This is a genomic window from Actinoplanes philippinensis (assembly GCF_900113015.1).
Lineage (GTDB): Bacteria > Actinomycetota > Actinomycetes > Mycobacteriales > Micromonosporaceae > Actinoplanes > Actinoplanes philippinensis.
This window is the reverse complement of sequence record NZ_FONV01000002.1, coordinates 251,921-272,760: the sequence shown is the minus strand read 5'-3', so window position 1 is coordinate 272,760 and position 20,840 is coordinate 251,921. Positions and strand designations below refer to the sequence as shown.

The 20,840-nt window shown below is 71.4% G+C and carries 21 protein-coding genes; 13 read left to right on the top strand and 8 right to left on the bottom strand.

Features of this window, described 5'->3' with window-relative positions:
* Positions 1-260 precede the first annotated feature (260 nt).
* The 6 genes from BM290_RS04800 to BM290_RS04775 are packed head-to-tail and all read left to right on the top strand — an operon-like array spanning position 261 to position 6,826.
* Positions 261-1,514 (top strand): aspartate aminotransferase family protein, encoded by a 1,254-nt coding sequence (locus tag BM290_RS04800; protein WP_093610396.1) that lies wholly within the window; start codon positions 261-263, stop codon positions 1,512-1,514.
* Positions 1,511-2,575 (top strand): zinc-dependent alcohol dehydrogenase, encoded by a 1,065-nt coding sequence (locus BM290_RS04795; RefSeq protein WP_093610394.1) that lies wholly within the window; start codon positions 1,511-1,513, stop codon positions 2,573-2,575. The genes BM290_RS04800 and BM290_RS04795 overlap by 4 nt, the downstream gene beginning before the upstream one ends.
* Positions 2,568-3,641, top strand: a complete 1,074-nt coding sequence (locus tag BM290_RS04790) for a glycosyltransferase family 2 protein (RefSeq protein WP_093610392.1) — start codon at positions 2,568-2,570, stop codon at positions 3,639-3,641. The genes BM290_RS04795 and BM290_RS04790 overlap by 8 nt, the downstream gene beginning before the upstream one ends.
* Positions 3,638-4,417 (top strand): inositol monophosphatase family protein, encoded by a 780-nt coding sequence (locus tag BM290_RS04785; protein WP_177319579.1) that lies wholly within the window; start codon positions 3,638-3,640, stop codon positions 4,415-4,417. Before BM290_RS04790 ends, BM290_RS04785 begins: the two co-directional genes overlap by 4 nt.
* Positions 4,398-5,972, top strand: coding sequence for a glycosyltransferase family 2 protein (locus tag BM290_RS04780; RefSeq protein ID WP_093610388.1), 1,575 nt, complete (start codon positions 4,398-4,400; stop codon positions 5,970-5,972). The genes BM290_RS04785 and BM290_RS04780 overlap by 20 nt, the downstream gene beginning before the upstream one ends.
* On the top strand, positions 5,969-6,826 hold the full coding sequence (locus BM290_RS04775) for an LLM class flavin-dependent oxidoreductase (protein WP_093610386.1): 858 nt from the start codon (positions 5,969-5,971) through the stop codon (positions 6,824-6,826). Before BM290_RS04780 ends, BM290_RS04775 begins: the two co-directional genes overlap by 4 nt.
* Here the strand turns inward: BM290_RS04775 and BM290_RS04770 are convergent.
* From BM290_RS04770 to BM290_RS04760, 3 genes are all read right to left on the bottom strand, one after another.
* The gene (locus tag BM290_RS04770) at positions 6,792-7,544 is read right to left on the bottom strand and encodes an alpha/beta fold hydrolase (RefSeq protein ID WP_093610384.1); all 753 of its coding nucleotides are present in this window, start codon (positions 7,542-7,544) and stop codon (positions 6,792-6,794) included. The two genes, BM290_RS04775 and BM290_RS04770, sit on opposite strands and share 35 nt — an antisense overlap.
* 52 nt (positions 7,545-7,596) lie before the next feature.
* Positions 7,597-8,892, bottom strand: a complete 1,296-nt coding sequence (locus tag BM290_RS04765; RefSeq protein ID WP_239143381.1) for an MFS transporter — start codon at positions 8,890-8,892, stop codon at positions 7,597-7,599.
* Between the two features lie 61 nt (positions 8,893-8,953).
* The gene (locus BM290_RS04760) at positions 8,954-9,637 is read right to left on the bottom strand and encodes a histidine phosphatase family protein (protein WP_093610382.1); all 684 of its coding nucleotides are present in this window, start codon (positions 9,635-9,637) and stop codon (positions 8,954-8,956) included.
* 274 nt (positions 9,638-9,911) lie between these two features.
* On the opposite strand from BM290_RS04760, the gene BM290_RS04755 reads away from it, so the two are divergent.
* A complete protein-coding gene (locus BM290_RS04755) occupies positions 9,912-10,511 on the top strand; it encodes a LysE family transporter (RefSeq protein ID WP_093610380.1) in 600 nt (199 codons plus the stop codon).
* A 93-nt stretch (positions 10,512-10,604) separates the two neighbouring features.
* On the opposite strand, the gene BM290_RS04750 is transcribed toward BM290_RS04755, so the two are convergent.
* On the bottom strand, positions 10,605-11,285 hold the full coding sequence (locus tag BM290_RS04750) for a DNA alkylation repair protein (RefSeq protein ID WP_093610378.1): 681 nt from the start codon (positions 11,283-11,285) through the stop codon (positions 10,605-10,607).
* A gap of 86 nt (positions 11,286-11,371) precedes the next feature.
* Here BM290_RS04750 and BM290_RS04745 point away from each other — a divergent pair, with 86 nt between their 5' ends.
* Complete coding sequence (locus BM290_RS04745) at positions 11,372-12,004, top strand: acVLRF1 family peptidyl-tRNA hydrolase (protein WP_093611189.1); 633 nt, start codon at positions 11,372-11,374, stop codon at positions 12,002-12,004.
* 13 nt (positions 12,005-12,017) lie between these two features.
* Here BM290_RS04745 and ypfJ read toward each other — a convergent pair whose 3' ends face one another.
* Positions 12,018-12,920, bottom strand: coding sequence for a KPN_02809 family neutral zinc metallopeptidase (gene ypfJ / locus BM290_RS04740; protein ID WP_093610376.1), 903 nt, complete (start codon positions 12,918-12,920; stop codon positions 12,018-12,020).
* Between the two features lie 202 nt (positions 12,921-13,122).
* On the opposite strand from ypfJ, the gene BM290_RS04735 reads away from it, so the two are divergent.
* The 5 genes from BM290_RS04735 to BM290_RS04715 all read left to right on the top strand — a co-directional run bounded on the left by BM290_RS04735 (position 13,123) and on the right by BM290_RS04715 (position 18,311).
* Entirely contained in the window at positions 13,123-14,727 is a 1,605-nt protein-coding gene (locus tag BM290_RS04735) for an ABC-F family ATP-binding cassette domain-containing protein (RefSeq protein ID WP_093610374.1), read from the top strand.
* Between the two features lie 405 nt (positions 14,728-15,132).
* Complete coding sequence (locus BM290_RS04730; RefSeq protein ID WP_020510159.1) at positions 15,133-15,360, top strand: helix-turn-helix domain-containing protein; 228 nt, start codon at positions 15,133-15,135, stop codon at positions 15,358-15,360.
* Complete coding sequence (locus tag BM290_RS04725; RefSeq protein ID WP_093610372.1) at positions 15,357-16,148, top strand: enoyl-CoA hydratase/isomerase family protein; 792 nt, start codon at positions 15,357-15,359, stop codon at positions 16,146-16,148. Before BM290_RS04730 ends, BM290_RS04725 begins: the two co-directional genes overlap by 4 nt.
* Before the next feature lie 72 nt (positions 16,149-16,220).
* Complete coding sequence (locus tag BM290_RS04720; RefSeq protein ID WP_093610370.1) at positions 16,221-18,089, top strand: ABC transporter ATP-binding protein; 1,869 nt, start codon at positions 16,221-16,223, stop codon at positions 18,087-18,089.
* Entirely contained in the window at positions 18,090-18,311 is a 222-nt protein-coding gene (locus tag BM290_RS04715; RefSeq protein ID WP_093610368.1) for a hypothetical protein, read from the top strand.
* 25 nt (positions 18,312-18,336) lie between these two features.
* Here the strand turns inward: BM290_RS04715 and mug are convergent, their stop codons facing one another.
* From mug to BM290_RS04700, 3 genes are all read right to left on the bottom strand, one after another.
* Positions 18,337-18,825, bottom strand: a complete 489-nt coding sequence (gene mug / locus BM290_RS04710) for a G/U mismatch-specific DNA glycosylase (RefSeq protein WP_373871026.1) — start codon at positions 18,823-18,825, stop codon at positions 18,337-18,339.
* 431 nt (positions 18,826-19,256) lie between these two features.
* A complete protein-coding gene (locus BM290_RS04705) occupies positions 19,257-20,018 on the bottom strand; it encodes an SDR family oxidoreductase (RefSeq protein WP_093610366.1) in 762 nt (253 codons plus the stop codon).
* Positions 19,999-20,778, bottom strand: coding sequence for a helix-turn-helix domain-containing protein (locus BM290_RS04700; protein ID WP_093610364.1), 780 nt, complete (start codon positions 20,776-20,778; stop codon positions 19,999-20,001). The genes BM290_RS04705 and BM290_RS04700 overlap by 20 nt, the downstream gene beginning before the upstream one ends.
* Between the last annotated feature and the right edge of the window lie 62 nt (positions 20,779-20,840).

Genomic DNA, 20,840 nt, shown 5'->3' with positions numbered 1-20,840 from the left:
TTCCCACTGACGCGGGCCGGGCTGCACTCCCGGTCCGCGTTTTTCTTTGCAACGACTCGGCAATTTCGGCTTGTCATCCCGGAAACGTGATGGCGACTTAACCGTCTTTTCCAATTAGCGGTGACGAGAGGCACATTGACTTGTATCAGCAGCTCAGCTCATCCCAAGGGTCCACTTAACCGGTTCAGGGCTTGACGCCTATCTCCACTCCTGGCCACTGTGGACAGCGCCCCATTCAAGGCGACGCGGAAAGGCGACAAATGAGTTCGAGCATCGTCTCCAGGCCGGTCACCGGCCTGCCAGACTACGTCGGAGACGGGATCTACCTGCACGTCCGTGGCGAACGATTCATCGACTGCGCGTCCGGGACGTTCAACGTCTCGCTCGGCTATTCGGCGCCCGAGATCATCGAGGCGCTGCACGGCCAGCTCGACCGGGTCGCGCATCTCTCCTCCGAGTTCACCCGCGACCGGTCGGCCGAGATCTTCGCGCTGATGCGTGACGACCTGCCGCCGCACATCGGTGCTTTCTGGTTCCGCGACGTCACCGGCTCCGGCGCCAACGAGGCGGCCATCCGGATCGTGCAGAAGGCGACCGGCCGGTCCGACATCGTGTCGCTGTTCCTGTCGCACCACGGGCAGAGCGCCGCCACGACCGGGGTGTCCGGCAACGCGTTCCGGCAGCGCAGCTTCTCGTTGCCGTTCGCGCACTCGGTCAAGATCCCCGGGCCGGATTGTGCGAACTGCTTCTACGGCCAGCTCCCGGGCAGTTGCGCGATGCTCTGCGCCCGGCGGCTCGAGGACTTCGTGGAGTATGCGTCGAGCGGCCGGGTGGCGGCCCTGGTCGTCGAGCCGATCATGGGTAACGGCGGCAACATCGTCCCACCCCCGGAGTGGTTCGGGGTGCTCCGCGAGACCTGTGACCGGCTGGGCGTCCTGATCATCGCCGACGAGGTGCAGACCGGCTTCGGGCGTACCGGATCGTTCTTCGCCTCCACCGGCTACGCCGCCGCCCTCCGCCCCGATGTCATCACGTTCGCCAAGGGCGCCGGCGGCGTCGGCATCCCGGTCGCCGGGGTCCTGATGCGGCCCGAGCTGGACGTCCTGGAGCCGTGGGAGCACTCCAGCACCTCCGGCGCCAACCCGCTCGCCCTGACCGCGCTCGAGGAGACGATCCGGTATCTGCGCCGGCACCGGATCCTCGACGAGGTGCGGGTCACCGGTGACCGGCTGCACCGCGGCCTGCTCGCGCTGTCCCGCTCCTTCCGGGAGATGACCGGGGTTCGCGGCGTCGGGCTGATGCAGGCCTTCGACCTGCCCACCAGCGTCGACGTCGAGCAGTTCATCGCCCTGGGCCGGCGGCACGGGCTCCTCCTGCGCGGCAGCCGCTACGGCTTCGGCCGCACCGTCAAGGTCCGCCCGCCGCTGATCATCACCACCGAGCAGGTCGACGATCTGCTCGGCCGCCTGCACGAGACCCTGCGGTCCTATCAGAGGGAGGCCATGCGGCCGTGAAAGCGCTCAAGTACCGAGGCCCGTGGGACGTCGAGCTCAGCGAGGTCCCCGATCTGCACGCGACCGGCGAGGACGACGTGGTCGTCGACATCAGCTATTGCGGCGTCTGCGGCACCGACCTGGGCATCGTCTCCGGGTCGTACCCGGTGGCGGTTCCCGGCGTGACCCTCGGCCACGAGGCGAGCGGCATCATCGCCGAGATCGGCCCGGCGGTCACCTCGGTCGCCGTGGGGGACCGCGTGGTGATCAACCCGACGCCCTTCTGCGGCCGCTGCCGGATGTGCCGGACCCAGCGGATCAACCACTGCGTCGGCAAGCACGGCACCGAGAGCGGCGTCAGCTACGACGGGGCGTATGCCGGGAGGTACCGCACCACCTCGGCGTTCGTGCACCGCGTGCCGGACGACGTGTCGCTGCGCGCCGCGGCCCTGACCGAGCCGCTGAGCTGTGTGGTGGCCGGCGCTCGCAAACTGCAGCCGCCGTCGCTGAGCGCGTACACCTACGTCTTCGGGGCCGGGCCGCTCGGCCTGCTCTACACCTGGGTGCTGTCGCTCAAGGGCCTGACCCCGGTGCTGATCGAGCACTCGCCGGCCCGGCTGGAGTTCGCCCGCGACCGGCTGCCCGACGGCACCGCCGCCTACGCGAGCCTGGAGGAGGCGCGCAGCAAGTACTTCAACGATCCCGCCGCTCCGATCGACATCGTCGTCGACACCACGTCGGCGCTGCTGGAGGACCTCTTCCCGCAGATCGCGCCGGGCGGGACGTACATGTCGATCGGTCTCAAGGAGAGGATCGCGTCGATCGACACGATGCTCCTGGCCGACCGCAGCCTGTCGGTGATCGGCTCGATCGACTCGCTGCACGGCTCGTTCGACGAGGCCTTCCACCTGATCACCAGCGGTCGGGTCCCGGCCGAGCGGCTGGTCAGCCACGTGGTCCCGCTCGACGGGTTCCGCACCGGGTTCGCGGCGCTGGGCTGCGACATCGACGCCCGCCGGTTCGGGCCGGCCGAGCAGGCCAGCTGCAAGGTGCTGATCAGTCCCGGCGGCGGCGATGAGTGAGCCCCGGATCAGCGTCGTCATCCCGTATCGGAAGCGGGCCGCCAACCTGCGCCTGGCCCTCGCCGCGCTCGCCGAGCAGACCCTGCCGGCCGGCGACGTCGAGGTGGTGCTCGGCGTGCTCGACGACGACGGGGAGCACGCGGCCGTCTGCCGCGAGTTCCCCGGCCTGGACGTGGTCACCGTGTCGTCGGCCCGGCCCTGGCAGGTGGGGCTCGCCCGCAACCTGGCGTTGCGGCAGGCCCGCGGCGACGTCGTGGTGCTGATGGACGTGGACATGGTGCTGCCGTCCCGCTGCCTGGAGGACCTGTGGGACCGCCACTTCGCGTACGGCCAGCGGATCTGCGTGGTCGGGCAGATGATCGACTACGACAACAACACCGGTGACGTCACCACCGTCGACGTGCGGCCCTACCAGCACTATCGCAAGATCCTCGACGACCTGTGGACGACCGGGACGGCCGGCCACGACCCACGGATGACCGCCGATCACGTGATCCCCTGGTCGTTCGCGTGGACCGCGCTGATCGCGCTGCCCCGTGACCTGGCCGGGGAGTTCGACCCGGCCTTCCACGGTTACGGGGTGGAGGACCTGGAGTGGGCGTACCGGGTGGCCCGCGGCGGCACCCCGATCGTGATGGGCCGCGACTTCTTCGGCGTGCACCTGCCCCACCTGCGCGACGTCGCCGCCAACCGCCGCACCGAGGCCCCCAACTACCGCTATTTCCTGCGCAAATGGCCCGGCCTCGATGTCGAGCTGGCGTGCGCGTTCGGCGACTTCGAGGCCAACGAGCGCTACCTGGAGCTTCGTCGCGCCGCGGGCGGGCTCACCGTCGTCCACGGCCGGGTCGACGGCCGGACGCATCTGATGGTCGGTGTGCCGGCCGGATCCGGCGCGTCACTGCCCGCCACCGCGACCGACGTCGAGGTCCTGCCCCTGGTCGGCCTGGCGCTGCCCTGGGCGGACGGCAGCGTCGACCGGAGCATCGTCCTCGAGCCGATCGGCGCGCTGCCCGAGCCGTACCGCGAGCGGGTCCTGGCCGAGGTCCGCCGGGTGAGCGCCGGATGACGCCGGTGGAGGAGCTGCTCGACGTCGCGGTGACGGCCGCCCGTGACGGCGGGCGGGTGATCCGTGCCGCCGCGGCCGTCCAGGCGGCCGGTCATAAGTCCAGCGCCACCGATCCGGTGACCGAGATCGATCTCGCGAGCGAGGCGGCGGTCACCGCCTGTCTCGCGGCCGCACGGCCGCACGACGGCTTCCTCGGCGAGGAGGGCACGGTGCGGGCGGGGACGTCCGGCTTGCGGTGGGTGGTCGATCCGGTCGACGGCACCACCAATCTGTTGTACGGGTCACCGCACGTCACCGTCAGTGTCGCGGCGGAGGAACAGCTCCCGGACTCCTCCTGGCGGGCCGTCGTGGGGGTCGTCCACGACCCGTACCGCTCCGAGACTTTCACCGCCGCTCGTGACCGGGGCGCCCGCCTCAACGGCACACCCCTGCGGGTCAACGATCCGGTGCCCCTCGACCGTGCCCTCGTGACGACCGGTTTCGCCTACACCTCCGCGGCACGCGCACGACAGGCGCACACCCTGGCCGGGCTGTTGCACCGGGTCCGCGACATCCGCAGTCACGGCAGCGCCGCCCTGGAGCTGTGCTGGCTCGCGGCCGGCCGCTGCGACGCCTACTACGAGGACGAGCTGGCCGCCTGGGACTGGGCGGCCGGCGCGCTGATCGCCACCGAGGCGGGCGCCACCGTCACCACCCTGGGCACCGGCGTGCTCGCGGCCGGCCCCGCACTCCACCCCGAGCTCGAAAGGTTCGCGCATGTCTCCGTACCGCGTTGAACAGGTCGCCGACCGCGACCCGCCGCATCTGCCGATCCTCTTCGTGGTCTTCCTCACGCTGGTCCCGGTATTCGCCGTCTGGCGGACCGCGGTGGTGAACTGGGCGGTCTGGTACGGCCCGGTCGCCTGGGCCGCCGAGATGTTCGCGGTCGTCACCACGACGATTTTCGTGATCTCGCTGCGCCGCCGCACCCGCCCGCTGCCCCGCGTCGTGACCGGCCCCGTCACCCGGACCGTCGACATCCTGATCCCCACCGTCAACGAGCCCGCCGGAGTGCTGGAGCCCACCGTGATCGGCGCGCTGCGGGTGCGGGGCGTGCGCGACGTGATCGTCCTCGACGACGGCAGCCGCACCGAGGTCCGCGAGATGGCGGCCCGGCACGGCGCCCGCTACCTGCCCCGGGCCACGAGCGAGGGCGCCAAGGCCGGCAACCTCAACCACGGGCTGGGCGTGACCGACGCCGAGTTCGTGGTCACCCTCGACGCCGACCACATCCCGCTGCCGGAGTTCATCGAGCGCACCCTCGGCTACTTCGACGACCCGGAAGTCGCCGTCGTCCAGTCGCCGCAGTCGTTCTACAACACCGAGTCGTTCACCTTCCGGCGGCGGCACGGGCGTGACGGCGGGTGGCACGAGCAGGAGATGTTCTACGGCGGGGTGCAGCCGACGAAGAACAGCGCGAACAGCGCCATCTACACCGGCACGTCGGCGATGCTGCGGCGGTCCGCGCTCGACGAGGCCGGCGGGTTCGCCGAGGACACGTCCACCGAGGACATTCACACGTCGTTGCGGCTGCACGCCCGCGGCTGGAAGTCGGTCTATCTGGAGCAGCCGCTCGCGTACGGGCTGGAGGTCAACAATCTGCGGCAGTACTACGGGACCCGGCGGCGCTGGGCGATCGGGAGCCTGCACCTGCTGCTGCGGCACCGGGACTCGCCGCTGATCGCCCGCGGGCTGACCTGGCGGCAGCGGCTCAACTACCTGAGCGCCATGGTCGCGCACTTCCAGGGGCTGAACCGGCTGCTCTTTCTGCTGGTCCCGATCGCGGCTCTGACCACCGGGGTGGCGCCGGTGCGTGGGCCGTACGCCGTCTATGGTCTTGCCTTTCTCGGTTTCACGGTGTTCTCGATCTGGACCGTCGTCCGGTTCGGCCGTGGGCACTACCACATGCTGCACAGCGAGGCGTTCGCCGTCGCCGACACGCTGCCGATGCTCGCCGCCCTGCCCGCGGCGGTCTTCGGGGAGAGGCAGTTCGGGGTGACCGACAAGCGGGCCCGGCGCGGCGCCGACGCCCGGCTCAAGTGGGCCTATCGGGTGTTCGCGCTGGCCGAGGTGTCGGCGCTGGGGTTCGCGGTGATCCGGCTGATCCGGGGCGAGCACGTGGTGATCGCGGCGTGGTCGGCCGCCTTCCTCAGCCTGAGCGCGGGCTATGTGCTGGCATTCCTGGTAGGTATGGAACGGTACGAACGCCGTCCGGTCACACCCTGGTACGCGACGTTGTCACCGGACCAGCTGTATCGGCGGATCACCGACGAGGAGAGGGTGCCGGCATGAACGTGGGGGCCATCGCTCTGCCTCAGCTGCCTCCGGAGCGTTTCCGGGGCGTGGTCGAGGCGGCCGAGGAGGCCGGCCTCGAGGAGCTGTGGCTGTGGGAGGACTGCTTCCTGACCAGCGGCGTCGCGACCGTGTCGGCGGCGCTCGCCTGGACCGATCGGCTGACGGTCGGGGTCGGACTGCTCCCGGTGCCCTTGCGCAACGTGGCGATCGCCGCGATGGAGCTCGCCACCCTGCACCGGCTCTTCCCCGGGCGGGCGCGCATCGGCGTCGGCCACGGCGTGCAGGACTGGATGGGTCAGGTCGGCGCCCGTGCCGGGTCCCCGATGACGCTGCTCCGCGAGCACGTCACCGCCCTGCGCGAGCTGCTCGCGGGGGAGCGGGTGACGGTCGACGGGCGGTACGTGCACCTCGACGGCGTCGCCCTGGACTGGCCGCCGACGGCGGCCGCGCCCGTCCTGGTCGGCGCCTCCGGCCCGAAGACCCTGCGGCTGGCCGGCGAGATCGGCGACGGCGTGATCATCAGTGCGGGCAACACCCCCGATGACGTACGGGCCGCGCGCGCCGTGATCGGCGACAGCCCTCTCGTCGTCTACCTGCACACGGCGACCGGTCCGGGCGCCGCCGAGCGGCTGGAGGGGGAGCGGGTCCGCTGGGGTTACGACACCATCGAGGACCGTGCCGTCTCGGGGGACGCCGACGCGGTCGCCGAGCAGGTGGGCCGGTGGGCCGAGGCCGGCGCGGACACGGTGGTCCTGCAGCCGGCCCCGGACGATCCCGATCCGGAGGGCTTCGTTCGGTTCGCCGCGACCGTGGCGACTATCCGGCGAGGAACTCCAGCAGCAGCGCGTTGACCGCGCCGGGCCGTTCCAGGCTGGGCAGGTGACCGGCCCAGTCCAGCTCGACGTGCCGGGCGTCCGGCAGCACACCGGCCAGGTGGACGGCGATCTCCCGGAAGTCGGGCAGGTCGTGGGCGCCGGTGACCAGCAGGGTGGGCGCGGTGATCCGGGACAGGTCCGGCTCGGTGCGGACCGGTTCGTATGCCACGTCCTCGGCGGCCAGCTGCACGTCGAAGGCATGCCGCTGCATGACCCGGACCAGCTCGCGGGTCTCGTCGCCGGCGTCCGGGCCGACCCACAGGCCGACGTTCAGATCGACGGCGCCGGCCACGTCGCCCGCCTCCAGCAGCGCCTCCTCCCGCTCGTCGAAGGCCTGCAGCTCGGGGCCCGCCTCGTGGCCGCGCAGCGCGGTGCAGAGCAGGGCCAGCGCGGTCACCCGCTCGGGCCATCGGGCGGCGAACTGCAGCGCCACCCGGCCGCCGCCGGACGCGCCGGTCAGCGCGGTCTCCGTGATGCCGAGATCGTCGAGGAGCGCGGCGATCGCGCCGGTCTCGTCGAAGGGGCCGGCCGGCACCGGTGTGTCGCCGTGTCCGACGAGGTCGAGGCGCACCACCCGGCGGCCCGCGGCGGCGAGCGCCGCCACCTGGGGATCCCACATCCGGCGGTCGCAGACGGTCGAGTGCAGCAGAAGTACGGCCGGCCCGTCGCCGGTCACGTCATAGGCAAGAGTCATCGCGCCGACCGTAGCCCGTCCGCGCGTACCGCGGCACGTGCTTTTCCGGTCCTCAGGCGGCGACCATCGCCGGTTTCGCCTCCGGCCGGGGGCGGGCGTCGAGTTCGCGCCAGGCCGGGAAGAGGAACGGGGACATCGTGACCGCCAGATAGCCGACGGCGGCGATCAGCGCGGCGGCCTGCAGCCCGAACCGGTCCGTCGCCCAGCCGCCGATCACGCCGCCGAACGGGATGCCCGCCCAGGAGACGGCGATCAGCACACTGATCACCCGGCCCTGCAGGTGGGTGGGGATCCGGCGGTACACCTCGGCCATCAGGATCGGGTTCACCGTCGAGATCAGCGCGCCCGCGATCGCGGCCGTCACCAGAACCGTCCACACACGATCGGCGAGGGCCAGCGCCAGCAGCTGGGCGGGGCCGCCGATGAAGAAGCACACCCCGAACGTCAGCCGCCGGGGCAGGCGCGGGGCGACCACCGTGTACAGGATGTTGCCGGCCACCGCGCCCAGCCCGAACGCGGTGCCGATCACCCCGAGCGCGGCCGGACCGTGCGGGCCCTCGCGCACCCACACCGGCACGAACACCGTCGCGAACGCCTGATCGAACATGTTCGTGGCGAACAGCATCGCCATCACGCCGAGGATCAGCCGGTCCGAACGTACCCAGCGGAATCCGTCGCGCAGGGCGTCCGCATACCCCTGATGCTCGCACTCGGCCAGCGCCGCGGCGTCGGCGCAGCCGACCCGCACCAGCAACCCGATGATGATCGCGCTCGCCGCGAACGACAGCGCGTCGAAGAGCAGCACCGCGGCCGGGCCGAACGCGGCGATCAGCACCCCGGCCAGCGGCAGGCCGACCAGCGTCGAGGCGCGGCAGACCCCGTCGTACATCGCGGTGCCGCGCTCGGTGGAGAGTCCGGCCGCCGCGATCGTGCGTGGCAGCAGCGCCCGTTTCGCCGCGTCGCCGAACCCGCGCAACGCCCCGGCCAGGGCGATCAGCAGGATCAGCGCGCTCAGCGACACGCCCTCCCAGTGGGCGACCAGCGGAATGCCGGCGACCGCGAGAACACTCGCGGTGTCCGCCGCCACAGCGGTCGGGCGTGGCCCGACGCGGTCCACGATCGGGCCACCGATCAGCCCGGCCAGCACATACGGCAGCATCTCCGCGAGACCGGCCAGGCCGGCGAGCATCGCCGAGTCCTGCGTGGTCAGAACCAGCCACGGTACGGCCACGAAGGTGATCCGGCTGCCGAGCATGGAGAGCGCCTCGGCGGTGAGAAGAGCGCCCAGTTGGCGGTTCACCGTGACGGGCGGGCGAGCCGGCCCGCGAGGGGAAGTGACGACGGGCACGATCCGAACCTAAGTTTCCGGACCGGCCAAAGCAAGACAGCCATCGATGTCTTGAGGTGCGTCACGCCGGCGGCAGATGGTCGATCGTGTTGTATCTGTCCAGCCTGAGCACCCCTGACGAGTCGACGAAACGAGTGATCGAGGCATTGCGCACATTTCCCGACTCCTTCTCCACGGCGATCACCTCATCCCAGCTCAACTGCTCGATCACGGCCCGCATCATCAGCACCACCGCGTCGTGCGCGACCACGATCACCCGCTCACCCGGGTGGCCGGCGCGCAGATCGTCCAGAAAGGACTTGAGCCGGACCGCGATGTCCGCGAACGACTCGCCGCCGGGTGGCGCGTACTCGAACTCGCCCGTCCGCGCCCGCCGCGCCGCCTCGTCCGGGAACCGTGCCGCCACCGCCGCCCGCGTCAGCAGCTCCAGATCGCCCATCAGCCGGTCCACGAGCCGGTCGTCGGTGGTCGGCGCCGGGAGATCCAGCCCGTCCGCGGCGATCCGCCACGTCTCGCGGGCCCGCAGATACGGCGACGTGATCACCACCTCGGGCCGGCGATCCTCCGGAAGGGAGGCCAGCCAGCGGCCCAGCGCCGCGGCCTGCTCCTCACCCGTCCCGGTGAGTGGGACCTCGGCGTCGCGGCCACTGACGGCGGCCTCCATCAGCCCTTCCGCGTCGGCGGCCGGAAAAGCGACATTGGCCAGGCTCTGCCCGTGCCGGACCAGAATCAGTTCAGCGACCATGATCCGACCCTACCGACCGGACCGCCCTCCGGTCACGCTCCGGCATCGATACCGGACCTCCCGTGATCAACAGCCGCTCCCGCCGACCGGGTGGCCGGCGAAGTGGGCTCCCGGTCGTCGGGCTCGGAAAATCGCTGGCCGGGCCGCGCCGGTGTGGACAGGATGTGGGCGTGACCGAGTTGAAGCCGTACACCGCTGTCTCTGCCGCTGTGGCCGATCGGGCCGCGCGACAGCAGACGGCCGCCCACCGGACGGCGGGTTCACGGCAGCGGTCATGAGCGGGGCGTTCCTGGCCGGCGTGGTCGCCGGCTACGGCATCGCCGTGCCCGTCGGCGCCATCGGCGTCCTGATCGCCGGACTCAGCGCACGCACCTCCCTCCGGATCGGCGCGGCCGCCGGCCTGGGCGCGGCCACCGCCGACGGGATCTACGCGCTGATCGCGGTCGCCGGCGGAGCGGCAGTGGCGGGCGTCGTCGCGCCGGTGGAGACACCGCTGCGCCTGCTCGGCGCCGCGGTCCTGCTCGTCCTGGCCGGATGGACCACGTGGGGAGCCATCCGCCGGCCCGGCGTCACACAACGGGACGAGCGTCCGGCGACGGCGCTCCGGGCGTACTCCGGGGTCCTGGCTCTGACGCTGCTCAACCCGGCCACCGTGATCTATTTCGCGGCCCTGGTCCTCGGCAGCGGCGGCGCCGGAGGCGGCGTCTGGTTCGTGATCGGCGCCTTCCTCGCCTCGGCCAGCTGGCAGCTGCTGATCGCCGGAGGTGGTTCCCTGATCGGCCGCCTCCTCACCAGCGACCGGGGCCGCCTGATCACCGCCCTCGTCTCCAGCACCGTGATCGCGATCCTGGCCGTCCGTCTCCTGACCACCTAGAGACGGCCCGAAGCCCTGACCTCACTTGCGCGGTCAGGGCTTCGGGCGTCGGCTGCTGCTCGCCGCGACCCGCCCGAAGCCGGCCGTCCGGGGTCACAGATGCTTGGCGGCCTCCCGGATCGACAGCGGGGACAGGGTGCCGGCGTGCGCCGCCAGGAAGGCCCGGACCGCGCCGGGATCGGTGCGCGCGTGCTGCCGCAGCGCCCACCCGATCGCCTTGCGGACGAAGAAGTCGCGGTGTGACGCCTGACGGGCGCAATACCCGAACAGGCGCGCGGTGTCGGTCGCCTCGCGGTAGTGCAACTGATACAGGATCGCGGCGCGGATCTGCCACATGTCCGCCGCCTCGGACCACTCGTCCATCCGGGCGGTGAGGGCCGGGTGGCGGCGGACGAGATCGGCGACCACGTGGGTGGCGAGCGGATCCACAGTGTCCCACCAGGATTTCCGGGTGATCAGCTCGGCGACGGTGTCGAGGAGGGCCGGGCCCGCGACCCGGGCGTGGGCGGTCAGATAGTCGCAGGCGAACTGCTGGAACTCACGCTCCTCGCGAGCCCAGCAGGCCAGCGCCACCTCGCGCAGGTCGGTCTCGGCGGGTGGCGGCAGACCGGCCAGGGCGGCGCGTGCCAGGGCTCGGCGGACCCCGCTGGCCAGCCCGAAGAACGGGAACCGGGCACGCATGTAGGCGGCCATGCCGACGGCCCGCTCCGGGTCGCGGGCCTGCTCGAACGAACCGGCGAGCCGGTCCACGAGAACTGCCGCGAGGTCGCTCATGCCCGCATCCTGCCACCGGGGTACGACAGCGACCCGGCATCCGCCGGATACCGCGAACATGCGGGCGTCGCCGTAGGGTGGTCGGCGTGGGGGAACGTGCGGCTGCCGGCGGTGGGAAGTGGGTCGATGTCGCCCCGGAGCGGCTGCCCCGATGGCTGGAGAACTTCGCGGCGCGCCATGGCCCGTACACCGCAGAGGGTTTGACGGTGATCGCCGCGGACGGTGCGTCGGCGACGCTGCAGGAGCCACCGGGTGTCTCGCCCGTCCCGGCCCTGGCCGAGTTGATCGACGCGGCGCGAGCGCCGCGGAGGCTGGGGCTGCTGCTGGCGCGCAAGGGCGCGGTCGCCGTCGGCATCGCTGACGGCGGCGAGCTGGTGGCGTCCAAGGTGGACACCCATTACGTGCAGGGGCGGACGGCCGCGGGCGGCTGGTCGCAGCAGCGCTTCGCGCGCCGCCGGGACAACCAGGCGAAAGCGGCGTCGGCGGACGCAGCCGGCATCGTCGGGCGCATCCTTCTCCCGGAGGTACGGTCGTTGGCCGCCGTGGTGGCCGGTGGGGACCGTTCCGCTGTGGACACGATCCTGTCGGCGCCCCAGCTGGCGGCGGTGGCCGCGTTGCGTGCCGGTCGACTGCTCGACGTGCCGGAGCCGCGGCATGCCGTCCTGGTGACGGCGGTCGCCGCGGCCCGTGCCGTGCCGATCCTGATCCGCGAGCCCTGACGCGCGGGGCTGCTCAGAGGGTGGTGGCGCTGAAGGTGTCGCACTGCTTCGGATCGCCGGACTCCCAGCCGACCCGGAACCAGCGCTGGCGCTGCTCGGACGTGCCGTGGGTGAACGCGTCCGGGTTGATCTGGCCGCCGCCGCGCTTCTGGAGGGTGTCGTCGCCGATCTGGCCGGCGGTCTGGATGCCCTCCTGGATGTCGGCGTCGGTGAGGCTCTTGAAGATCTTGTCGCCGTCCTTGTCGACGGTGTTCGCGGCGGAGTGCGCCCAGGCGCCGGCGTAGCAGTCGGCCTGCAGCTCCAGCTTCACCGACTCCTGGTTGGCGTTGCCGGGGTCGCGTTCCTGGCGGCGGCGCATCTCCGCCTCGGTGCCTAGGACGTCCTGGACGTGGTGGCCGTATTCGTGGGCCAGCACGTACGGCTGGGCGAACTCGCCGGGAGCGCCGAGCTCCTTGGAGAGCACCTGGTAGAAGGTGAGATCGATGTACACCTTGTCGTCGGCCGGGCAGTAGAACGGTCCGACACCGGAGTCGGCGGTGCCGCAGCCGGTGGTGACCTGGTTGGAGAAGATGCGCGTGGCGGCGGGCTTGTACTGCTCGCCGAACGACTCGGGGAGCTGCTGCTGCCAATAGCGCTGGATCGATGTGACGTAGAGCCCGTTGCGGCACTCCAGTAGCTTGGTCCGCTCCTGGTCGTTCGAGCACTTCTCGGTCGAGTTGCCGGGCGGTGCGCTGTTGTCGCTGCCCAGCGTGTTGATCCCGAAGTAGCCGCCGACCAGGGCGATCACGAGGGTCACCACGATCCCGGCGAGACCGCCGCCACCGATCGGCAGGCCGCCGATGCCGCCTCCGCCGCCCGATCCGCGGACGTCCTCGATCGAACCGGGGTCGATGTCGGCGCGTTCGTTGAGTTCCATGTCGTCTCACCTTCAGCACGGTTGCCCGCCGATTACCCGATGATCTTGTGAATTAATCGGGTGGGAGGTGCCGCGCGGCGCCCGGTAAGATGGCCGGGTGCTGCTCTGCGAAGGCTGACCTGCCCCGGCGCCGACCGTCAATCCGATGGCCGGCGCTTTTCTGCGCCCTGAGTCAGCCGTCTCACCGAGAGCGAGAATTTTCATGATCACCGCCACCGGACTGGAACTCCGCGCCGGCGCGCGCATCCTCATCTCCCCGACCACGCTGCGGGTGCAGCCCGGCGACCGGATCGGCCTGGTCGGCCGCAACGGCGCCGGCAAGACCACCACGCTCAAGGTCCTCGCCGGCGAGGGGATCCCGTATGCGGGGACCGTCGAGCGGACCAGCGAGATCGGCTACCTGCCGCAGGACCCACGGACCGGCGATCTGAACGTGACCGGCCGCGACCGCGTCCTGTCGGCGCGTGGCCTGGACACCATCCTCGCCGAGATGCAGAAACTCGAGGTGCAGCTCGAGGAGAGCTCCGAGGACAAACTCGTCCGGCGGTACGGCCAGCTGGAGGATCAGTTCTCCGCGCTCGGTGGGTACGGCGCCGAGGCCGAGGCCGCCCGGATCTGTGCCAATCTGGGCCTGCCCGAGCGCGCCCTGGCCCAGACGATCGGCACGCTCTCCGGTGGCCAGCGCCGCCGGATCGAGCTGGCCCGGATCCTGTTCGCCAACTCCGGGCAGAACGGCAAGGGCATCCTGCTGCTCGACGAGCCGACCAACCACCTCGACCAGGACTCGATCGCCTGGCTGCGCGGTTACATGGCGCAGCACAAGGGCGGCCTCATCGTGATCAGCCACGACGTCGAGCTGCTCGACGCGGCGGTCAACAAGGTGTGGTATCTCGATGCCAACCGGTCGGTCGTCGACATGTACAACATGGGCTGGAAGACGTACCTCGAAGCCCGCGAGACCGACGAGCGCCGCCGCCGCCGCGAGCGGGCGAACGCCGAGAAGAAGGCCGGCGCCCTGATGGCGCAGGCCGACAAGATGCGCGCCAAGGCGACCAAGACGGTCGCCGCGCAGAACATGGCGCGCCGCGCCGAGAAACTGCTCGGCGGCCTCGAAGAGGTCCGGACCTCGGACAAGGTGGCCAAGGTCCGATTCCCGAGTCCGGCGCCGTGCGGCAAGACGCCTCTCACTGCGACAGGCCTCTCCAAGTCGTACGGGTCACTCGAGATCTTCACCGACGTCAGTGTCGCGGTGGACCGTGGTTCCCGCGTGGCGATCCTGGGGCTGAACGGCGCCGGCAAGACCACCCTGCTCCGCATGCTCGGTGGCCTGCTCGAACCGGACACCGGTGAGGTGCGTGCCGGGCACGGGCTGCGGCTGGGCTACTACGCCCAGGAGCACGAGACGCTGGATGTGGACCGGACGATCCTGGAGCACATGCGCAGCGCCGGCTCCGAGCAGACCGACACCGAGCTGCGCAAGATCCTGGGCGCGTTCCTCTTCTCCGGTGACGACGTGGACAAGCCGGCCGGGGTGCTCTCCGGTGGTGAGAAGACCCGTCTGGCCCTGGCCACCCTGGTCTGCTCGGGCGCCAACGTGCTGCTGCTGGACGAGCCGACGAACAACCTCGACCCGGTCAGCCGGGAGCAGGTGCTCGACGCGATCGCCAACTACCCGGGCGCGATCGTGCTGGTCACCCACGACGCGGGCTGCGTGCAGGCGCTCAAGCCGGACCGGGCGATCCTGCTGCCCGACGGCGACGAGGACGCCTGGAGCGACGACCTGCTGGAGCTCGTCGAGCTGGCCTGAGGTCCGATCGCCGTCGATCCTCAGTTGTCAACTGGTGCCCACACAGACAGTGCGATGTTCGGGCGTATGCCGACAGGTCGGGCAGGCGCCGGACGGCTCGTCGCAAGGTCGAGTGTCACGCCATGGAGCGATCACAGCACTCTCCGGAGCGATCGAGGCGGTCCCCTCGATCCAGTGTTTTCGCAGGTGATCGATGGTCTTGGGCGACCGCCCCGGAGGGTGGAAATGGGTGGCGAGAGGCTGCCGGCAAACTGTCTGACATTGATGCCCGTGGTAACCGTCAAGTTCCTGACAGTAATAAATGGGCACGTTCACGGGGGCTAGATGCCTGGCGCATGATCGTCCGAGACGGTGTAATAGGTGGGACCGTATCTGACCGCACTGTCTGCGACGTGAGGATTCAAGATGGCAGCCACTGGCACAGCTACCAGTACTGAGAAGGGTCGTCGAATCGTCGGTAGCGAGCGGCAGTCGCTCGCCAAGGACCTGGTGAAGCGTTACACCGGCGGCGAGAGCATCCGCGCGCTGGCCGCCTCCACCGGCCGTTCCTACGGATTCGTACACCGCGTGCTCACCGAGTCTGGCGTGCAGTTGCGCCAGCGTGGTGGCGCCCGCCGCCGCAAGAAGGCGTGACGGCCGGGAACGCCGGGCCCACCACCACCGACGAGGTAGGCGTTCGCTACGAACAGGACGGGCCGGTCGCGACGGTGACGTTGTGCCGGCCCGACGTTCTCAATGCTCAGACTCCGGCGATGTGGACGGAGCTCGGCAACATTTCCCGGAAATTGCCGGGCGACGTCCGGGTCGTCATTGTCCGAGCCGAGGGACGCGCGTTTTCCGCGGGCCTGGATCTGTCGGTGGCCCGCGGCGACGGCGATTCTTCACTGTCCCGGCTGGCGCAGTTGTCGGCGACCGAGTGCGCGGATCGGATTGCCGGGTTCCAGACGGCGTTCACCTGGCTGCGCAGTCCGTCCATTGTGACGATTGCTGCAGTGCAAGGACACGCGATCGGCGCCGGCTTCCAGTTGGCGCTCAACTGTGACATGCGTGTCCTCGCCGACGATGCGCGGTTCTCGATGGCCGAGGTCACCCTCGGGCTCGTTCCCGATCTGGGCGGCACGAAGCGGCTCACCGAGCTGGTCGGGCCGTCCCGGGCGCTGGAGATCTGCGTCACCGGCCGGCGGATCCCGGCCGACGAGGCGGACCGGATCGGCCTGGCGACCACCGTCGTCGCCCGCGCCGAGCTGGACGCGACGGTGTCCGACCTGGCAGCCGCGGTGCTCGCGGCGGATCGGGGAGCGGTCGCCGAGATCAAGGCCCTGCTGGCGGGTGCGCCCCTGCGGTCGTACGCGGAGCAGGATCGGGCCGAACGTGAGGCCCAGACGCGGCGCCTCAGCGAACTGCTGGGCTCCGGGGAGTAGATCACCTCCCGGGATTGTCGTACCCACGGGGCAGGATGTGCTCTGCCCGTCGAACGGCGCCCGGGAGGTGACATGTCCACGAGCTGGAGCATGCTGCGCTCGATTCAGAATGCGGATCGGGTCAGTCGGCATCAGGTGCGCAAGGGCACCGCCCGCCGGATCGTGCGGTTCGCCGTGCCGTACCGGCGTGACATCACCGTCTTCCTGCTGACCGTGGTGCTGGCCGCCGGCATCGGGGTCGCCACGCCGCTGCTCGCCGGCCACGTGATCAACGCGATCACCGCCGGCGGTGACGGCGCCGCCGGGGCGGTCGTCCGGCTCGCCCTCGTCATCGCGGCGCTGGCGGTCGCCGACGCGCTCCTGTCGCTCGCCCAGCGGTGGTATTCGGCGCGCATCGGCGAGGGCATCATCCTCGACCTGCGGACCCGGGTGTATGACCACGTGCAGCGGATGCCGCTGCAGTTCTTCGCGCGCACCCAGACCGGCGCCCTGGTCAGCCGGCTCAACAACGACGTCGTCGGCGCGCAGCGGGCGTTCACGTCGACACTCTCCGGCGTGGTCAGCAACGTCATCCAGCTGGCGCTCACGGCCGGCGTGATGTTCACCCTGTCCTGGCAGATCACCGCCCTCTCGCTGCTGCTCCTGCCGGTCTTCATCGTGCCCGCCCGCCGCGTGGGCAAACGGCTCGCCGAGATCACCCGCGAGTCGTACGACCTGGACGCCAAGATGAACGCGACGATGACCGAGCGGTTCAACGTCTCCGGCGCGCTGCTGGTCAAGCTTTTCGGGCGGCCGGACACCGAGGCGGCGCGATTCGGCGAGCGCGCCACCCGCGTCCGCGACATCGGCGTCCAGCAGGCGATGTTCTCGCGCACCTTCTTCGTCGCGATGCTCCTGGTCGCCTCCCTCGCGCAGGCTCTGACGTACGGTCTGGGCGGCTGGCTGGCGGTCCGCGGCAACGTGTCGGCCGGCACCGTCGTCACCCTGGCCCTGCTGCTCACCCGGCTCTACGGTCCGCTCACCGCGCTCAGCAACGTCCGGGTCGACGTGATGAGCGCGCTCGTCTCCTTCGACCGGGTCTTCGAGGTGCTCGACCTCGAGCCCGGCATCGCCGAGCGACCGGACGCCGCCCCGATCCCCGCCGGCTCCGGGCGCATCGAGTTCCGCGACGTGCGCTTCCGCTACCCGAGCGCCGACCAGGTTTCCCTCGCCTCCCTGGAGGACGTCACCGCCCTCGACCGCACCGAGCAGGAGGAGGTGCTCACCGGTCTCGACTTCACCGTCGAGCCGGGGCAGATGGTGGCCCTGGTCGGCCCGTCCGGCGCCGGGAAGTCGACAACGTCGATGCTGGTCTCCCGCGTCTACGACGTGACCGGCGGGTCGGTGCTGGTCGGCGGGGTCGACGTCCGCGACGCCACCCTCGAGTCGCTGCGGGACACGGTCGGCGTGGTCACGCAGGACTCACATCTCTTCCACGAGACGATCGCCGAGAACCTGCGGTATGCGCGACCAGGCGCCACCGAGGAGCAGATGTGGGAAGCCCTCACCGGCGCACGCATCGCCGCGCTGGTCAGAGCGCTGCCCGACGGGCTCGACACGGTGGTGGGGGAGCGGGGCTACCGGTTCTCCGGCGGTGAGAAACAGCGCCTTGCCATCGCCCGGTTGCTGCTCAAGCAGCCGTCGATCGTGATCCTCGACGAGGCCACCGCCCACCTCGACAGCGAGTCCGAGGCGGCGGTGCAGCGGGCCCTCGCCGAGGCGCTGCGCGGGCGGACGGCGCTGGTCATCGCGCACCGGCTGTCCACGATCCGGGAGGCCGACCAGATCCTGGTCCTGGAGAAGGGCCGGATCGTCGAGCGCGGCCGCCACGAGGACCTGGTCGCGGCGGGCGGCCTCTACGCCTCGCTGTATCGGACGCAGTTCACGGAGGCGGTGATCTGAATGGCGTACCTGCTGACCCTCGCGGTTCTCGCGATCATCTGCCTGCTGCTGATGCGTTTCGCCGGCTGGGCCCGGCGCAAGGGAATCGGCGGCGGGGTGATGGGCCCGATCGACGAGGCGTGGCACCCGTCGGCGGACCGGTTCCGGCGCGAGATCGCGGTACACGAGCAGCGGGTCCTGCCACCCCGCCCGGGCGACGACCTCGACCGGGGCCCGGCCTGAGCCCGCGCCGTCGGGGGCGGCCGGGTCAGCCGGTGGCGGCGGACCGTAAGGCGGCGAACTCGGTGATCAAGGCCGGGAGCTGGAAGTGGGCGTTCAAGCCGCTCGGGTTGGGCAGCACCCAGACCGGAACTCCGGCGATCCGGTCGTCCTGTGGTCCCAGGCGTGCCTTCGGACGTCCGAAAGCCGCGCGATAGGCGGTGATGCCCAGGATCGCGAGGTAGCGGGGGCGCAGGCGGCCGACCCGTTCGGTGAGCCGGGCGCCACCCGCGATGAACTCCTCGGGGGAGAGTTCGTCGGCGCGGGCGGTGGCGCGTTCGACGACGTTGGTGATGCCCAGCCCGAGCGCGGGCAGGAGGTGCTGCTCGGACGGGTGCAACAGGCGGTCGGTGAAACCGGAGCCGTGCAGCGCCGGCCAGAAACGGTTGCCCGGGCGGGCGAAATGGTGGCCGGTCGCCGCCGAGTAGAGGCTCGGGTTGATGCCGGAGAACAACACCAGCAGATCCGGCCCGGCCACGTCGGGGAGGGTACGGTCGGCGGCTGCCGCCAGTTCGTCCGCGCTGGGCCGATCGGCGCCCGGCCGCCTGTCGGTCTGCCTGCCCGCGACCGGCGTGGGCCGATCGGCGCCCGGTCGCCTGGCGGTCTGCCTTCCTGCGACCGGCCCGGGTTGTGCGGTGTCCTGCTGTTTGGTGGTCTGGCGGTTTGTGACGGTCCCGGGTTGTGCGGTGTCTCGCTGCTTGCCCGTCTGCCGGCCTGCGACCGTCCCGGGCCGTGCGGCGTCGCCGGCAGGCGCAGCGGCGGACGAGGCAGGCCCGTCGGCCCTAGCCGGGGCCGGGTCGTCGGTGGGCCTGCCGGCGGCCGACGGTGCCGGGCCGGGGGCCGCGGCGGTCGGTGCGGGGACCTCGCTGCCGGTGGGTGACGAGGTGGGGCTGCCGGCGGGGCGATCGGTCACAGGGTGCGGAGGGCGCCGCCGTCGACGGCGACGGCCACGCCTGTCACATAGCTTGCGGCCGGCGACAGCAGGAACGCCGCGGCACGGCCGAACTCGGTCGGCTCGCCGATGCGGCGCAGCGGGATGCCGGCGGCCACCGTTTCCGCGGCGGCGATCGGGTCGGCGGCGGACTCGAAGAGTTCGCGGCTGCGGTCGGTCATGAACCGGCCGGGCAGGACGCTGACGACGCGGATGCCGCGCGGGCCGAACTCGTCGGCCATGTCCTTCGCCACCATCGCCAAGCCGGGGCGCAGACCGTTGGAGAGGCCAAGACCGGCCAGCGGCGTCTTCACCGAGGTGGACAGCACCAGGCCGATCGCGCCGCCCTCGGGCAGCGCCGACGCGAACGTCCGGGCGGCGCGCACCGAACCGAGGAACACCGTCTCGAAGGCGCTCGTCCACTGGTCGTCGCTCATGCTCGCCGCGCTGCCGGGTGTCGGGCCGCCCACCGAGATCAGCGCGCCGTCGAGGCGGCCGAACTGCTCCTGCGCGGCGTGCACCAGCTCACGAGGGGTGCTCGGATCGGACAGGTCGGCGGTCACCCCGAGAGCGTGCTCCGGACCGCCGAGCGCGGCCACCGCCTCGGTGACCCGGTCGCCGTCACGGGAGGAGACGACCACCTTCGCGCCGTCGCCGACGAGCGCCTGCGCGGTGGCGAACCCGAGACCACGCGAGGCCCCGGTGAGGATGTAGACACGATCAGCGAGCCCAAGGTCCATGTCCTGATCCTGCCATCTCCCGCCGCAGCGCTGCCGCCGTGGCCGCGTCGGCGGGCAGGAACGCCTCGATGGCCAGCTCGGACAGGGTCACGTCGCGCGGGGTGCCGAGCACGCTGGTGATGCTGAAGAAGTTCAGGCCGTCGAAACGCAGCGGAACGACCAGGCCGTCCGGTTCGGCGGTGACCTCGCCGCCGGGGTATCCGGCGAGTTCGGCCCGCAGATCGCGGAGCACCGGGTCGCCGGTCGCCGCGGCCTGCCGGTCGAGGCGGTGCAGGACGTGCGTACGCCACTCGGCGAGGTTGCCGATCCGGGGCGCCATGCCGGCCGGGTGCAGCGCCAGGCGCAGGACGTTGACCGGTGGGGTGAGCAGTTCCGGCGCGCATCCGGCGGTGAACCGGGCCACCCCGTCGTTGGCGTCGACCATCGTCCAGTGCCGGTCCACCAGCACGGCCGGGTGCGGCGCGTGCCCGGCGAGCACGGTGCGCAGCGCGGCCAGCACGTCGGCCAGCGGCGGGCCGTCCAACTCGGACTCCGGGTAGGCGGGCGCGAACCCGCCGGCCAGCAGCAGCTCGTTGCGGGCCCGCAACGGCACGTCCAGCTCCTCGGCGAGGCGCAGCAGCATCCGGCGGGTCGGCCGGGACCGCCCGGTCTCCACGAACGACAGGTGCCTGGTCGACACCCCGGACCGGCCGGAGAGATCCAGCTGGCTCATCCGCCGGGTGTCCCGCCAGCCGCGCAGCATCCTGCCCACCTCGCTCATGTCCGCCGAGGGTAGGTAGCGCCCGGGCGCCGCGCCATCACCGGCGAGGTGATCGACGGCGC